The sequence below is a fragment of the bacterium genome, assembly GCA_040755755.1.
Taxonomy (GTDB): Bacteria; SZUA-182; SZUA-182; order DTGQ01; family DTGQ01; genus DTGQ01.
Genome location: JBFLZW010000044.1, coordinates 20,033 through 36,494, shown reverse-complemented (window position 1 = coordinate 36,494; position 16,462 = coordinate 20,033). Strand labels below are relative to the sequence as shown.

Genomic DNA, 16,462 nt, shown 5'->3' with positions numbered 1-16,462 from the left:
GCGAGTAGATTAAAATTAGATGAAAAATTTTTTAGTGTGGCAAATAAATGAAAGTAAATTTTTTAGCTCATATATGATCGAACCAAATACTTATCGGAAAATTTTATTAATTATACCTACACAATTTATATAAAATTTTTATTAATAGATGCTGAGGGTTTTTAATCCGGGGAGGAATTTTTGAAATAATGGCTGCAAAGGCTATTTTATAGTATAATATTTCTGGTTTCGGTCACTTCCTTGATGCCCTGATTCGGGAAGAGAGGCAAAGACAATGAGAATTACCAATGAATGATCAGGTTACGCCGTCCATCGAGCACCTTAAGGGACCTATTACCCGCATCTTGAATGCACGCCGTATTGTCGTTGGTGGTGGCGATATTCTGTTGGCGGATAGAGGATTTTGCTCTTGGTTGGCTTCAGCAACCTCGTTCATCAAGTAAATGGCAGAGATCATGACCAATATCTTTATAATGAAGAGAAATAGGGCTATTTTTGTCGATGCCAGTGCTCACTTGCTGGCTTTTTGATTGCTTTTACGAGAAGGTGCACAGAACCTCTTGGGAGCTTGGCTTCCACCTTATCGTTTATACAAGAACCTAAGAGGGCTTGTGCAATAGGTGTATTGACGTTTACTATTCCCCAATCAGGATTCGATTTTGTGTTGGATATCACGATATGTTTCTCGATCTGCGGATCTTGAATATCAACATAAATCACCGTGTCACCGATTTGGACTTTTACATCGTGTGCAGCTTTTACATCTTTTACATCCGATTCCTTTTCTTGTAAGCGGATTTGCGGGACAATTCCTCTCTCATCGAGAAGGCGATAAAGATGCTCCATTACCCTTTGCTTATCCGCATAGAATTCCGATTCTCTGACATTAAAGAAGACCCAGCCGCATCGTTCTAATTGTCGTTTACGCTGCATATCCTCTTCATATCGATCAACTCCATGCCACTCATCACCATCACACTCGACCGCCAATCGCGTCCGGCCGCCTTCGACCACAAGATCAATCCTTTTTCCGGCAACCTCATACTGCGGTATTACGAGATATCCCCTGCGGATCAGCTCGAGCGCTACGTTCACTTCAAACCAACTCTCAAACGGTGGTGGCGCTTTAACGACTGATCGGTTATCCTGCGCCGCTCGACGTTCCAACTCATCCCTATCAATACCGGCGATCTTTCGTGGCCGAGTATCTTCAAAAAATTTAAGTAACGTGCGGCGCAGACAATGTGTACTCAGATCGTTGCACTGTACTGAGTGGAAGAGCCACATCTGGTCCCGTGCGCGACTTGCTGCCACATTGAATCTTCTTTCATCCGCCGCCTTTGCGAGTGGGCCGATTCTATCATTGGTTGCGGCAACCATGGACAGGAAGATAATGTCACGTTCATCGCCCTGGAAGCTGTATGGATTCCCGCAGATTAGACGCCGCATCTCCATCTCTTCAGCTCCCAGGAGTTTCAATAGCTTTTCCTCTATCAGGCCAGACTGGGCATCCCCCTGCAGCACCACAACACCCATAGTCTTTCCTGTGTACCTTGGATCTTTGCACAATTCAACAATTTTCTCTGCTATCGCATCAGCTTCCGGATGATTGATCGCACGACTATCGCTTCCCTGGCGATAGCCTTTCCTGACAAAAACATGCTCAAGTGGGGTCAGTCGGTCAGGTCCGTATTGTCTCAGAGGAATCAACGGAGTATCGAAATACCAAAGATCGTTGCTGAATCGGATAATTTCCGGCATGCATCGGAAGTGCTCACGCAGAATAATCTGCCGATTTCCACATCTCAGTTTGCCGTGAGCGAATAAGCTGCTCTCGACGTCGAAAGAAGACCTGAAGCGGAAATCGTGAAGAAATTCTTCCATTAAGCCGTGCACGTCATCACGTGACAAACCAACAGCATCCGGGCTGATCTGCTTGTCATCTCCCACAATCAAAATCTTCTTCCCCAGGTAAAAGAGTGGAAGAGCTTCAAAGCCGCATTGTGATGCCTCATCAACGATGATGACGTCAAACATTCCGGGCGAGGGGTCTATTGTATCCCAGACCCGATGAAGAGGCATTACCCAGGCCGGAACCGCCTCCCGGCACTCGTTCAAGTGTTTCTGGGCTTCACGAAGGTGTAAGTGCGCATGTTTTCCCGTTCCTTTGCCATATTTCTTCATCTCCTGTTGCCAAGCTACCATGTGACGCTGGTGCTTATCCTGAAGACGGGAGAAGCAGAACGACCATGCATGGAGTGCAGCGAGTTTCGTAATGGTTATGCTGATTTCGTCCTCAATCTGCCTTGCGCGCCTGGCGAGATTTGGAGCGTCTTCCTTTCGTATGTATTCCTCAACCCAGAACCTTGCCTGGGCCCAATGCCAGGCACTTTCTATCTCCTGAACACGTGAATTCCAGCAGGCATCATTGCAGGTGCGTTCCAATTCCCCAACCAGCCTTGGCACAAGATGCCGCAGTTTGTTAATGTCTTCGTTCACCTTATGAAGATGTTGACAATCTCTATCCAGATCATGCAATTTATTCCAGGCACGTGCGAATCCCTCAGGGTCACGTTGGCGAAGTGACTGAAGTAACTCTCCTGTTATGGGATGTACACCGCTCTTAGCAACAAGTACCATCAGTGGAGCTTCAATCCTCCGGATTTCTTCAATAGCAAGGCGCTTTGCTTGACGGTCCAGTGCAAGCCTGCAAGAGGCAATGATTTTTCTTACCTGCAATTCATTGGTCCAAATGGATTCGCCCAGATGTGGACAGTGCTGCAGGGCCTTGCGGCATTGCTCAATGAGAGTCTCGATGGACAGCACACTGGTCAAGGCGTCATACAAAGCTTTCAGCCTGTGTAGTTGCAGGGTATAAGGCCCCTGGATATTTTTACACCGGCCTGCCCAGAATCTCCATGCCTTTTCGCATGCAATCCGTACATACAGCGCATCGGCCAGAACTGAGATATGCTCAAGGGTGGAGCAGGAACGCCCGTTTATTCGAACGGTCTTGAGTACATAAGCACGCTCTTTAACCAGCTTTGGGCGGAATGGCCCCCACCACCCAAGTTTACCGCCATTTTCCATGTGCTCTTTCAGTTTGCAGGCATCTTCACGGAGTGCTCTGATATTGGTTGTATCTGGAAAGTCAATGGTGGTATCATCCGCCACAGAGGCCAGCGGTTCGATAGAGGTGATTGTATCCCGAGTAACGCAGTGAAGGTCACGCCACATGGATGAATTGCCGCCTGCAACATCACGCAAAGCTTCGCATATCCATGCATGAGGCGATGTGGAAAGCCTTTGGTACTCGTTCAGGAAAGCAGAAAGGGAATCATGGATCGCCTTGATAGTTTCGGCCTCCATCCTTGATAGATGATCGGCTATCAGTTGCTCATCCGCTCCTTTTGCCGAACGGGACTCTTCTTCAATCGCCTTTTTCTCATGCTCAAAGAGGGTGGAGACTCTTTCGGGTGATAGCAGGTCTTTTGGCCGCGGACGGATTAACTCCTGCCGCTTTTCGGCTGTGAAGCGGCGCAGACCCCCAAGCACATTTCGCAAGTCGCTTTCGGAGATTGGACAAGTCCCATCCAGAGGGACCGTGTCCGTGAACCATTCGTAGGTACTCCTATTCCGATTCATAGCTTCTGCTATTCGTGCAGCGGTACCTCGATAGGTTCCTTCAGCAATGGAATGTGAATAAACTTCGGATTCCCGGATATCGCGAAGCCTTCTGTTGATTTTAGCTTTCTCCTCCCGCAATTCGCGGAGCTTTTGCTCAAGTTCCTCACGAACTCTGGCTGCCTGTTTTTCGCTCCATTCATCTTTCTTCCGGAGTATTCCGCCGACACTGGATTCCATCGACCTCTTCTCTTCACGTCCGCTGCCGAGCACGTTGATGCAGAGCGGCCGAAGTTCATCCGGGATAAGTCCTTCGAGAACCTGAAGTGCACGAGGAGTTTTTGCTGTGATCAGCGTTCTCTGGCCGGTGGCAAGCAGGTGGCAGATTAGATTAGCGATCGTATGGGATTTTCCCGTACCAGGAGGCCCCTGCACAAGTACGAGACTTGCTCTTCTGAGCATCTCCACGATGCGACGCTGTTCCTCATTTGATGGCTTTGGGAAAAACACTTCACCATCAAAGCAGCTATTCACTTCACCCGAATCATTTTCCGAATCGACATCACTTGCCGATTGTATTTCAGCAAGATCCAAAAACTCGCGGGGAATATCCTCGCCCTTCTCAATCCGTCCCTTAATCCGGTTCAATATTTCAGTAAGACCTCTTGCGCATCGTTTTCTCAGAATAAGGGCGGGCGCATATTTAACAACGGGTTTACCGGATGCTCGGACACTCTTCCCTTCCAATGCGCTGTCATATTCGCCCTGCGAATTGATTGAACGCACAAGAGCTTGAAGTACCCCTTCAATACAATCCTTTTCCCACGGATCATCCCCAGCAGCAGTCAATGCCCGCTTCGCCTCTTCCTCAGCGTGCGCTGGTTGACCCTTAATATCCAGCATATCGAGCTCAGGTCGAAGTTTTGCGCCATCCGGGTTTGGCCGGACAGTGAATTTTGCCAAACGCGCCTCAAACTCAAGCAGGGCGTTGGCGACAATCAAGTGGCGGCAAACACGGTGCCCGCTTGGAGTCTGCCAGATAAGAAGGCCAAGACCGAGAACGAGCTCATACTCCTCACCGAGTCGCATTTGTTCCTGGTGGATGGCAAAGAGTTCGGAATATATCTTATGGATGCTCTCCCAGGCATTATGCTCTTCCGTCCATGGCAGCCAGCGTTCTTCAACCCAGCGGTCCCATGCACTTTGAATTTCTGGATGATCCTCAAGCCTTGCGGTGCAGGTTATAAGCTCTGGTAGATTGGAGCCTTCCTTCCAGTTGGGATTGCGATCTTGGATGGTTATGGACGATAGAAGTTCCGGCAGTTCATTCTTGTTCCGCAGAGTATTCTCGTTAACCCAATTCTGGCACTGCTCCGGGACGCTCGGCAATTCTGGTTCCCGCCGACTCTGGACCTCGATCCAGATATCTGGATCGTATTTTTCATCTCGTCCCCAAGCCTGAGTGAAGCATCCCTTTTGTTGCGGGATCCCACCGACCCAGAGAACCATTTCATAACCGGTGATCTCCCGCACCAATGGAGAGCGCAGAGAAGCGAGCCGCCGCAGATACTCAACGAGTCGAACGGCTTTCTCATTAATATTTGGAATTTGACATAAGCTCATATGTCATCTGACCCCAAACAAACATTCCTTCTACTTCCCCCCGATCGCCTGCAATATTCCCTCTTTCACCTGGTCGTCAAAGCCGGAGTAGGCTTTGTCCTTCACGAATATGACCGGCAGATAGCCGAATGTGTCCGATATCCCCTCGCTTGAGCCATACTGGGTCATGAGCTCGTTCAGCCGGTCCCGGTAATCGGCATCGGTATTCAGATGCTGCACGAGCGGGTAGTCAAGACCCTGGAGGAAATCGAGCGCGGCCAGGCACATGGAGCCATAGCCGTTATGGAAGATGATGATCCTGCTCCCGGCTTCTTGGCCGACTCCCTGGCCGGGAGATGCCGGAAAGTCGCTGATTTGACAGGGATTATCAACATTCGGCTCTTCATCGAGGGGCCGGGCCGGTTTGGGGACGGTGTATTGGACCTCCCGGTTTTGGGGGATTTCAGACAGCGGGAGTATCTCGTCCACTGTCCCGAAGGTGTCCAGATCGACCCAATGGATGGATGCCTGATCGAAAAAGTCCAGATAGACCGCATTCCACGCTGCCTTCAGGCCGCCGATCCGGGTATGGGAGACCGGAGAGATTTTGTCGTGCTGCCGGGCGGCATCGAACAGCTCCTCCCGGAACTGCTCCGGCGTCCCCTCCCTCGCCCAGTAGCTGTAATCGCACAGGCTGCCGGTGCCCCACTTTTCCGAGGACACGTTGGAAACCGAAAATATCCTGACATCGTACCCTTGCGGCTGATAGATGGTTGCTTTGGCCCCGGTGGTCCCTCTGGCCATGACAAAGGGGATGCCGAGCTCTTCAGCCACTTTGAGGGTATTATGATCGTAAGCAAAATAGGCTGAGGCTATTGCCCTGATCGGCTTGCCGAGGCAGGCTTCGATCCTCTCCTTCCGGTCTTTGATAATCTGATACTGCTCCTCGTAGGGCACATCCCAGAGCGGGGGAGAGGGAGAGCATAAGGCCGCGACCTCCATGCCATACTCTTGCAGCTTCTTGAGTTCCCCGGTATGCTGCTCGACAAAGTCTGCCGAAGCCAGAAGCAGTGAGGGGATATTTCTTTTCTGAAGCTCGAAGATAAAGTTAGTCAGGCCGGGCATGCCTTCATACTCGATGAGCAGCATCAGGGCTTCCGGCGGCTTCTGGGTATTGGTTTGGGTATTGGCTGGCTCGTCTATGACCGCATTGTCAACCAGCATCCGCTCTTCATCCAGAATGTCGCCGGTTTGCACATCAATGAACAGATGCAGGGTGGACCCCCAGGCATCGATGACTGCTCCGCCGACTCTTTTGCACAGCCTGTCCCTGATGATGTAAAGTTCCCCGACTGTCAGGTCAGCAGGCACGGAAATAACCTCATGGCTTGCAGTATGGGTATAGTAATACTGTGCTTTCTCCTCCAGGTCCGCATCGGAGAGTACAACCGTGATGTCGTTTAGGTTAGGATACCATCTCAGGATTTTCAGGAAGTTGATTTCACCCGTATCTCCTTCGATTTCCGCATAAATACCCGGATAGCTCAGGGTTTCGGACCCGAACTTCTGCTTTGCGGTAAACTCATACCAATGAGAGTAGGGACCGGCAGAAGATTTGACGAGGGATAACTCTTCCGAACCGCTCAAGACTATGCCCAGCGAGAATAGTATCTCTTTCATCCTGGCCATTACCTTTTCCTGATCGTATGACCAGCCGATTGAGGTCCCCCGCCTCTTCAGGAGATAAGTTAAGGCATAGTGCTGACAATTGGGATAAGGCCGATTATTGGGATCGCCCCACATGGTGATCCGGCCACCATTAGTGAGGGTGTACTCATACCCTTCCTTTATCCATTTCATTTCCCTTTCCCAGTCAAGCCCAACCGGCTGGCTGTCGGTAGAGACCACTTTGTAGTCAGGACCTATCTTTCCAACCGGAAGGTGCAGTATACTTGTAAGATATTCAGCCGTCTTCAAGGGAGACATACGTAAAAAATCAATGTAGCAGAGCTTGATCCAATCCAGGCAGGATGTCAGCCCCAGATATTTTCGGAACAGGCAAAGAGCATCTGCCGGAGTAATCTGACTGTCCTGATTGACATCAGCCCAGTGCGGGCAGGAGCCAAGAGCCAGATAGCACCGGAAGGCAATCAGGGCATCTTCGGGCGTGACCTGGCTATCACCATTGAGATCGCCTTTGATGCACTCGCCATCGTGCTCCACGTTTACACCGCTGAAGGCCGCAGCACAACCGGGATTACTGTGCGTTCGGCCATCACAGCCACAGACCGGATCAACGTAAGCCAGGCAGCCTGCTGGCCTTCTGACACACACCCCTTCTCCCTGACAATCTCCGGGCTTCTTCTCACAATACTCTTCCGCCAGGCACTGATCATTGCTGGTGCAAACCACCGGCGGAGGATCAGCAGCCCATGCCTCATGCTGACCGGGCAGCAGGGTGAGGGTACCTGCCATGTGTCCTGCCAGGGCTGCTATCATGAGCCCTGCAAGCCATAAGGTAATTCCCTTGCCTACCCCCCCGGTCATTCTTCCCAAAACCCGTCTCATATGCTCACACTCACTCCTTTTTCTCATAGTCGGCCTCCTTATTGACTCCTTACTATTCAGCTTGCTCTTCGGCAGCTAATCCCTGGCCGGTCATTGCCGCCTTTATGTCGTTGAATACTCGTCTGGCAATGCTGACGGCTTTCCCTGCATCATTTCCTGATGGCTCTCCCAAAGGGAGGAGACCGGCTTCAACAGGATACCCTCCCCGGTAAATCGTATCGATAAAGATTACTTCCTCATCAGAGATGTTGAGGGATATCTTGTAATCCTCTCCGATAGCTGCCAGCCGTTCGATGCTGGGCACCCTTTCCAACTCCCAGCCCCTGGTAAACAGCATTGCTTTGATAGCTTTCTCGATACTCTGCTGAGAATGATAGCAAGCGCCTTTAAAGTGAATGGCACTTACAGAACGAATCATACGGCTAATCCGATCTCATCTCCCTCTTGAGGGCAATGATGCTCTTACACCCTAAAAGATAATGCTCCTGCCTTCTGCGGCGGCAGCCGCTTTGGACTGCGGCAGCACGATACCGCTTTCCTTCTCCTGGACTGAAGATAATCTGGCGGCCACTTTCCTTGTGGATGACTCAATACTGTCACTTTTGAAAATAGCCGGGCTTGCCTTATAATATCCATTGCCTTTTGGAGTGGACATCGGGAGCGCAGCGGAAGCTGCTTTGCAGTGCTCACCGCACAGGTACGACTTCCTGGCATACCGCCACACCACACATCCTGACATACTGCCCCCCTCCTGGCACATCATCTGCCTGGCGAGCCAAAGAGCACAACCAGAGCCGGATGAACCACCCTGGCAATAACCTGAACCACTTCCTGTGCATCCTGAAAGGTAACCATAGAAATTGTCCGTGTATTCAAAAAGATGATAAATATATCATCTTTTTTATTTTAAACAAAAAGATTTGGTTTTACAAGGGAAAAAACACCACCTTATTAATCCGTCTCTTGATTTAATAGCACTGACCCCCAGGGAGGAGGAGAGTAAGTGAAAGCTTTTCCATAGCATTGGGGAACATCCGGGCTCCCCTCTTTTAAGCTTGAAAAAGATGGAAATTCTGCTAAAATAAGCACTTCCATAATTACATAATTATTGGATTTAGGATACAGAACTGGCTGATAAAGAAAGGATAAAAGGAGCTTTCATTTATGATCAATATTGCCATTTCCCTGCTCTTCGGTGTTGGAACCTTCTTTCTCCTCCATTTTGCCCTTCCCGGTCATTGGGTTATCGGGATCATTTTGGGGCAGATTGCGGCTATCGCCGTTTTTTTCCTGCTGGCCAGACTCGTGATGAAAAAGGTTACTGCCGTTATTGAACAGGCCAATGAAGAGTTGACCAAAGGGCAATTTGACCGGGCTATCAATGTCCTGGAAGGCGGGTTCAAATACCAGTACCGGCATCCCTTTATTGCCTCTCAGCTCAATTCTCAAATCGGAGTGATACAATATTATAAAAAGGATTTCAAAAAGGCTGAAGAGTATCTTAGCAGGGGGATTGCCAGCCATTACATCGGGCAGTGCATGCTGGGTATTTTGTACATGAAGAAAAAGGACGAGGAAAATATGAACAAAGCCTTCAGGGCTGCTACCCGCGCCTCCGGCAGGGAGAGTATCGTCTGGTCCCTGTATGCCTACTGCCTGAGCAGCCTCGGGAAGAAGGACGAAGCCATCGAGGTCCTCAACAAGGGGCTGAAGCGGCTGCCAGGTGACGAGAATATCAAGGCTAATCTCACGGCCCTTCAGAATAACCAGAAGATGAAGATGCGGGCTTATAAAGATATGTGGTCAATCTTCATGCTGGAAAAGACCATTGTCCGTCAGCAGCCTCCCAAATTTGTCCGCGGCGGCGGCAGCGGCAGCGTTCGAAAAATATATCGGAGATAGGTTAACCGAGTGGAGTTTTTCCAATGCCTTCCTATTGAATCTCTGCCAGGAATGGCATTAAATACAAAGACCTCTCCCGGCAGAGAAGATTATTGAGCGTCTTCAGATATTCAACCTTTTTCGTCAGTTTCACATCAGAGGATGAGCAAAGACCGAATCTCTCTCTCAGGAAGGGGCGGAGAGTGCGCAGAATATCCAGCAGGCTTTCCGGCTCGATTGTGATGGGGACAATGGTCGGGACTACATCCTTGCCCAAACCGATCTTTTTCTTGACAGCCTGAATGACTTCATGATAGCCGCCAATACCGTCCACCAGGCCAACCTGCCGGGCCTGCCGGCCGGTCCAGACCCGGCCCTGGGCGACTTCGTCCAGCTCCTCATACTTTTTATTCCGGCTCAAAGATGCCTTGGTAACAAAGCTCCGGTAGGTATTCTGAAGAAACTCATCAAACTCCCTGCGCTGGTTTGGAGTGAAGGTCTGAATGGGGGAGAACAATGACGCCCCATCACTAAAGGCAATAATTTCCGTATGAGCACCGATCTTGTCCAAAAGATCGCTGACCACAAACTTGCCGCCAAAAACACCGATAGAGCCGGTGAGGGTGGTCGGGCCAGCATAAATCTGACCTGCACTCATGGAAATGTAGTAGCCGCCTGATGCTGCTACGGAGCCCATAGATACGAAAACGGGCTTTTTGGCATTCAGCTTTCTGACTCTCTCCCAGATGATGTCTGAAGCCAGGGCTGAGCCTCCCTGGCTGTTTACCCGGATAATCAGGGCTTTAATGTCGGGATCTTCCTCGACCTCCTCCAGTTCCTTGAGTATCTGGGAAGGCAGGATGGAAGGCTCTTTGATCTGATGCTCCTGGGGTGACATCTGAATCAGGCCGTTGGCGATAATCATGGCAATCTTTTTATCCGTATCAACCTTGAGCCCTTTGACGGATGAAGGCGAAACCCTGGCGTAGGTGCTGAAGCTCAAGGGCTCAATCTCCGGAAAGAGTTTCTTCTCTACAATTTCAAGGAATTCGTCATGATAGGAGAGGTTATCTACCAGCTTTCGCTGGAGGGCTTCCCTGGCCGTGATCAGGGCTTTGTTGAGGCACCCGGTTACTTCCTCTCTGGATAATTTTCTGTTTTTAACCAGGGTGGTGATAAAAGTCTCCTGGATATCACTCAAAAGCTCCGTGTATACTTTCCGGGTATCCTCAGACATGGCATTGGATGTAAACATTTCCGGAGCGCTCTTATACCTTCCTGCCCGGAGAAAGTCAGCTTCGACTCCCACCTTGGCCAGGGTATCTTTTACGTACATAAATGAGCCGGAAATGCCTGGTATATACAGACTTCCCTCTTTCTGGAGAAATATCCTGTCCGCCGCCGAGGCCAGCAGGTAGTTCTGATTGTCAGCTTCGTTTAAAAAAACATAGACCTTTTTACCCTGCTTCCGGAAACGGTTCAAGGCATCGCTCAACTCGAAAAAGGAATTCATGGATGCCTGCATGTCCAGATTCCTGATGACCAGCCCCTTGATCCGTCCATCGCGGGATGCCTGATCTATGGTAGTGATCAGGTCGTAGAGCTGGAATCTTGGCTGCTCTTCAATGAGCTGGATAAACCAGCCAAACTCCGAAACCTCCTGGTCCTGAACATCCCCCACCAGATTCAACTCCAGATAAAAAGGCTGATCAGCCGCAAGCTCTTCTTTCTCTTCCATGCGCAGGGAGACCTTGCCGATGTTACTGATTAAACTGAAAATGAAAACTGCCAAAAGCAGCATGAACAGGGTAGTCAGGAATCCAACGATCATCAGGTAATATTTGAGGATATTCTTCATCGCCTGTGAGTTCCTTATTATATTGTTGTTATTTTATTGCTCCTATCTTGCAGCTACTCATTATCTTCTTTGCCCCTTTGTGCCTTTGTGCCTGAGTAATTACGCAAAACATACCATAAGGTGAAAATGATAGTCAAGGAAAGTTACACGCAATTCTCAGGAAGTGTAAAGCTTTCAGCAAGTAATATCAAGCAGAAATGATTCTGTCAGACAGTCGGATACCGACACGTCTTATCTTGGTGCTCATCATTGCCGGGTTTTTTCCTGAAATCCGGGGTGGATAGTCCGGCATCCCGGCATTTGGGAGGTTATCTGAAATCAGCGGCAGAGAATTTTTTCAGGCGGGAGAGGCTCTTCGCGGAAGCACAAAAAAAGGGTCTTAGCTTACGCTAAAACCCCTGAAATACATTTGAGTCGCATGGGTTATCCTTCCTATTGAACTAGTTTTTTCCCTCTGCTGCAGCAAACTGTACTTCACATTTGACAGGAGCTCCATATTTTTCCCACAGGTGTTTGACTGCCCTGGGGAAGATGCTCCGCGCTGAAAGACCGTTCTTCCATTCAAAATAAATATATCTCAACATACTCACCTCCTTTCTGGAAAAATCAGTGCAATAATATACTGGTTATCCCCACCCTTGTCAATGGGAAAAATAAGGAGGCGCGCTTTCAATTTCTACTGCTCCCGGATCAACTGGAGCAGTTCGTCGGCGGACATTTTGCCGGTCATATCGCTGCCATCCAGGAGGTTGGAAGCCAGGTCCCGTTTTTCTTCGTGCAGGTTGACGATTTTTTCTTCTATCGTATGCCGGGTGACCAGCCGGTAGACAGTCACCGGGCGCTGCTGCCCGATTCTATGCGCCCGGTCCGAGGCCTGATCCTCGACAGCCGGATTCCACCAGGGGTCCATGTGAATCACGAAATCCGCCGCTGTCAGGTTCAGCCCAAACCCTCCGGCCCTCAGGCTGATCAGAAAGAGGTCCCCCTCGCCGGTCTGAAAGGCGTCGATCCGCCGCCTTCGCTCTCTGACCGGAGTGCTGCCATCAAGGTACTGGTAGGATATCCCCTTCTCATCCAGAAATTCCCTGATGAGGGATAAGTGATCGACAAACTGGCTGAATATCAGTGCCTTGTGCCGGTTTTCGAGAAGCTCCTCCACGACTTCGGCCAGAAGCGCCATTTTGGAGCTTTCCATGCTGAGGCCGGGGTCGACCAGCCGCACATTGCAGCAGGCCCGGCGCAGCTTCATGATTTCTGCCAGGATATGCAGGTGCTTCTGCCCCGGCGGACCCGCAAGCCTCTCAATCCGGGTGAGGGCATCCTGTCGCAGGGCCTCGTAGAAGGCGATTTCCTCGCTGTTCATTTCAACATGCAGGGTGATTTCCGTGCGCGGCGGAAGCTCTTCCAGCACCTGGCTCTTGATTCTTCGCAGGATAAAGGGCTGGATCAGTTTCTTGAGCCGTTTCCTGGCCTCCTTGTCCTGATATTTTTCGATCGGGATACCGAACCGCTGATTGAACTTTTCCAAAGACCCCAGCAAACCCGGATTGAGGAAATGAAAGAGGTTCCACAGCTCACCCAGGTGATTTTCGATCGGGGTTCCGGTGGTGATCATTTTAAAACCTGCTTCGAGGGACATGGCGGCCTGCGATCTTTTGGTGGCCATATTTTTAATAGCCTGGGCCTCATCGAGAACAACAGTCTGCCAGTGGATTTCGGAAAGGATGTCCGACTCTATCTGCAGCAGAGAGTAACTGGTGACCAGAACATCGAAGGCTCCCAGCCCCTCAAGCTGCTTCTTTCGGTCTTTTCCCGAAAACTGGACAATTTGCAGGGTCGGGGCAAAGCGATGCGCTTCCTCCACCCAGTTCATGCAGACCGAGGTGGGAGCGACAACCAGGGTCGGCCCGCCCCCAGCCCGCTCCAGAATCATAGCCAGGGCCTGAACGGTCTTTCCCAGGCCCATATCGTCAGCAAGGCAGGCACCGACCCCCCATTTGGCCAACTGGGCCAGCCACATAAAGCCGTCAACCTGGTAATCGCGCAGTTGCGCCTGCAAGGTCGAAGGAACCTTGGCCCGCAGGTTCTGCGAACGGTCGATCCGCCCCAGGTGCTCCCGCCAGGCTTCATCCGCTTCCAGAGAGCCGACGCTGTCGGTAAATTCCCGTAAGGCAAGCGAGGTCAGAGGATGAAACCTCACTCCCTTGGCAGTCGGATCGGAGAAGGCTTTCAACTCATCCAGCCGCCTGCGGAATTCATTGGTCAGGGCCAGAAACTGGCCTTCCCCCAGGGGAATGAACCGTCCGGGTGCAGCTTCCATAAGCTCAAGGAGCCTTCGCATGTCAAGCACCTTCGATTCATCGAGCTGCAGCTCACCGCTGACGCCGAACCAGTCTCTCTCCCGGTGTATCCGCAGCCTCATCTGGTCAAAAGAGAGCTGACGGCTGACCAGCTTCAATTTCTCTCCCTCCGGCCATTCAACCTGAATACCTTCGATCTGCTGGAGATCGAGCAGTGTCTGAAGGCAATCCTCCGTTTCCTCGATGAGCCACTCGAAGTCGCCTTCATCCAGACTGGCCAGGACCGGGCAGGCATCAACCACCTCTTTGGCCTTTGCCCGCTCCTGCTGAAGGTTCCGGGTGGTCTGAACCCGCTTCCCCTCGATCTCGGCCATGATATTCTTTCCTCCCAGACCCGGCTTAAGGTAAGGCCCTCCCAGAGACAGTGGCTTGACCAGCATCTCCAGATGGAACCCGTATCCGGCAGGAAGAAGATGAACATGGATCCTGGTGTCCGGCGCTACCTCCTCGACATTTTCCATCCTGCCCTCAACCATCGACTGCACCGTAACCACAGAAGCAAGGGCAGATGTGGTGCTGAGAACCCTGTCTTTGGCTTCGGCAGGCACCTTCAGGCCATCCGGACCGAGAATCTTGGCTATGGCCCGGTGCTGGGGAGTGACTTCAATGACCCGATACCTGGTCTTCCCTTCCTGAACCAGGATGATATCGTGATCGGCAATACGTTTCGAATCTTCGGAGAACCTGATCTGGAACTGGTTTCCCTGCCGTTCAACCAGAAGCTCCAGACTGCCGGGCATAAGCTCCATCCGAAGGTCCGGTTTATCTGCATGGAACAGGAGCGGATGGCCGATCATGGCTGTCAGGGTCTTTGGCCAGTTGAAGTGATAGCTTGTCTCCCAATAATCACGCTCCATCGAAAGGGTGGCGCAGATCTTCTGATCCTGGGGTGTCAGAAAGGGCAGGTCCTTTCGTGAGTAAAGCCTGCTGAGAGCGACCGGACGGCCCTTGGACCACTGTCCGCTCTTGGTGAGCTTTTGTTCCACGGGCTGAAAGCGGCAATAGTTTTGGTCAATGCCAAGCCGCCAGATAAGGCGCGATTCCCCGACTGCTTTACCCTTATCCGCAGGAGCACCGGCCACCAGATTGGTCAGGGCCGTGAGTGAGCGCTCCCACTCGGCTTCATAGCGAATAATACCCAGGATAGAGTGCATGCCTGTCTGGGCCTGAATTTCCTCGACCCGCTTCCGGTACTTCTGCTCCCTGGGGAAAAGAGCGGCCAGGAGATTGGCGGATTCCAGGGAAAACCAGAGATAGCCGCCTTCCTCCGCTTTGGAAAAAATCGCTTCGAGCATGGATACCTGATCGGCATTCAGCTCTCTGGTTATCCAGTAGACAGCCAGAATAGAAAAAAGCCTGGATATGCTATCATCCGGCGGTGCGTTCTTCAGCAGGGAAAATATGATTCTGGCTTCTTCAGCCTGGCCCTGCTGCGAAAGCAGGGTGGCTTTCAGTGCCTGATACGCATCAGGGTACTCGTTATCATACTGCTGCTTTTCTTCCACATTGCGGATGCAGTCGAGTATCTCCCGTGAGTAAGCAGCCTGTCCGGTCTTCAGCAGGGCCAGAAGGTAGAATATTCCACTTACATGGTTAAAGAAGAGCTTTTTGCGGCCTGCCCCTTTTCGATGCTCCTTCAGGAAATTCTGATATCGGGCAATGGCCTGGTCATTATTCCCCCGGAGAAAATCACACCATCCTTCAATAAGACGCACATACATGAGTCCCTGATCTTTTTTAACGACCTCCAGGGCATCATCCAGCCTGCCCCGAAAAAGTAAGACAGCAGCCAGGGCATCCCGGAAATATGATCCGAATTGCTCCCGGGAAAGATCGCGGTATTCATTCAACAGCCCGGTGATTTTTTCAGGATGGGTCAAATCCCGCAGGGCCAGAACGGCGATTTCTTCAAGGGCTGTAACTCGAATGCCTAACGGGAGCTGACGAAACCAGGCAGGGCGAAATGGGCTGTTGCAGATCATGGCCAGGATCTTTTTTCGGGCAAAAGTCTGGGGAAAATGCGTGTAGCCGATGTTATAAAACTTTCTGACATGATCCGGGTCGTGGCTGTATACCCCGATGCGTATTTCACGGATGCATCGGTCAGGAGATTGCCCCCAGTATGGAGCTGGAAACTGGGCCTGGACCGCTTTGATCATGGCCGGGAACCGTCCGCTTTCCACCGCCAGAGTAGTGGCTTCCTCCACAAAGGCCGGATGGCACACGACCTGATCGCCGATAAACCCCTTTTTTCTGAGTACGACCAATGCACTCCTTACATCCTGGTTGTCCAGAGCCCTTCCTTCAGGTGCTCTGATACCGCTGCTGCGCAGGCAGTTCAAGAGCGCTGTCTGATGGGTCGGTTCATAGATGATCGACAGCATCTGGATGACCGTCTGTTCCAAAGATGATAGTTGCGCATACGATGCTGACAGCTTTTCGAATGTTTTGGTCATATCTGACGTAATCGATAATAGCACGATCTGTTTTTTTTCACCTTATTTCTTGGGTTATTGTCAAGCACTATATCTCCCGTATACCACATATTTCCCCTCTCTGATTACTCCCC

At 51.0% G+C, this 16,462-nt stretch carries 9 protein-coding genes; 2 read left to right on the top strand and 7 right to left on the bottom strand.

Annotation, left to right across the window (positions count from 1 at the left end):
* Positions 1 to 287 precede the first annotated feature (287 nt).
* On the top strand, positions 288 to 443 hold the full coding sequence (locus tag AB1611_13990) for a hypothetical protein (protein MEW6380702.1): 156 nt from the start codon (positions 288 to 290) through the stop codon (positions 441 to 443).
* Positions 444 to 489: 46 nt separating this feature from the next.
* On the opposite strand, the gene AB1611_13985 is transcribed toward AB1611_13990, so the two are convergent.
* From AB1611_13985 to AB1611_13970, 4 genes are read right to left on the bottom strand one after another with little or no spacing between them, the layout of a single operon-like run.
* The gene (locus AB1611_13985) at positions 490 to 5,247 is read right to left on the bottom strand and encodes an AAA domain-containing protein (protein MEW6380701.1); all 4,758 of its coding nucleotides are present in this window, start codon (positions 5,245 to 5,247) and stop codon (positions 490 to 492) included.
* Between the two features lie 30 nt (positions 5,248 to 5,277).
* Positions 5,278 to 7,821 carry a polysaccharide deacetylase family protein gene (locus AB1611_13980; protein ID MEW6380700.1) on the bottom strand — a complete coding sequence of 848 codons (2,544 nt, stop codon included), beginning with the start codon at positions 7,819 to 7,821 and terminating at the stop codon, positions 5,278 to 5,280.
* 25 nt (positions 7,822 to 7,846) lie between these two features.
* On the bottom strand, positions 7,847 to 8,212 hold the full coding sequence (locus AB1611_13975) for a HEPN domain-containing protein (protein MEW6380699.1): 366 nt from the start codon (positions 8,210 to 8,212) through the stop codon (positions 7,847 to 7,849).
* A gap of 51 nt (positions 8,213 to 8,263) precedes the next feature.
* Positions 8,264 to 8,533: a hypothetical protein gene (locus AB1611_13970; GenBank protein MEW6380698.1), complete on the bottom strand. Its 270-nt coding sequence runs from the start codon at positions 8,531 to 8,533 to the stop codon at positions 8,264 to 8,266.
* 425 nt (positions 8,534 to 8,958) lie between these two features.
* Between AB1611_13970 and AB1611_13965 the strand changes: the two genes are divergently transcribed.
* Positions 8,959 to 9,696 carry a tetratricopeptide repeat protein gene (locus AB1611_13965; protein ID MEW6380697.1) on the top strand — a complete coding sequence of 246 codons (738 nt, stop codon included), beginning with the start codon at positions 8,959 to 8,961 and terminating at the stop codon, positions 9,694 to 9,696.
* A gap of 31 nt (positions 9,697 to 9,727) precedes the next feature.
* Here AB1611_13965 and sppA read toward each other — a convergent pair whose 3' ends face one another.
* The 3 genes from sppA to AB1611_13950 form a co-directional block, all read right to left on the bottom strand.
* Positions 9,728 to 11,533 carry a signal peptide peptidase SppA gene (gene sppA, locus AB1611_13960; protein MEW6380696.1) on the bottom strand — a complete coding sequence of 602 codons (1,806 nt, stop codon included), beginning with the start codon at positions 11,531 to 11,533 and terminating at the stop codon, positions 9,728 to 9,730.
* Between the two features lie 440 nt (positions 11,534 to 11,973).
* Complete coding sequence (locus tag AB1611_13955) at positions 11,974 to 12,117, bottom strand: hypothetical protein (protein MEW6380695.1); 144 nt, start codon at positions 12,115 to 12,117, stop codon at positions 11,974 to 11,976.
* A gap of 92 nt (positions 12,118 to 12,209) precedes the next feature.
* Positions 12,210 to 16,349, bottom strand: a complete 4,140-nt coding sequence (locus tag AB1611_13950) for a DEAD/DEAH box helicase (protein ID MEW6380694.1) — start codon at positions 16,347 to 16,349, stop codon at positions 12,210 to 12,212.
* Positions 16,350 to 16,462: the final 113 nt, after the last annotated feature.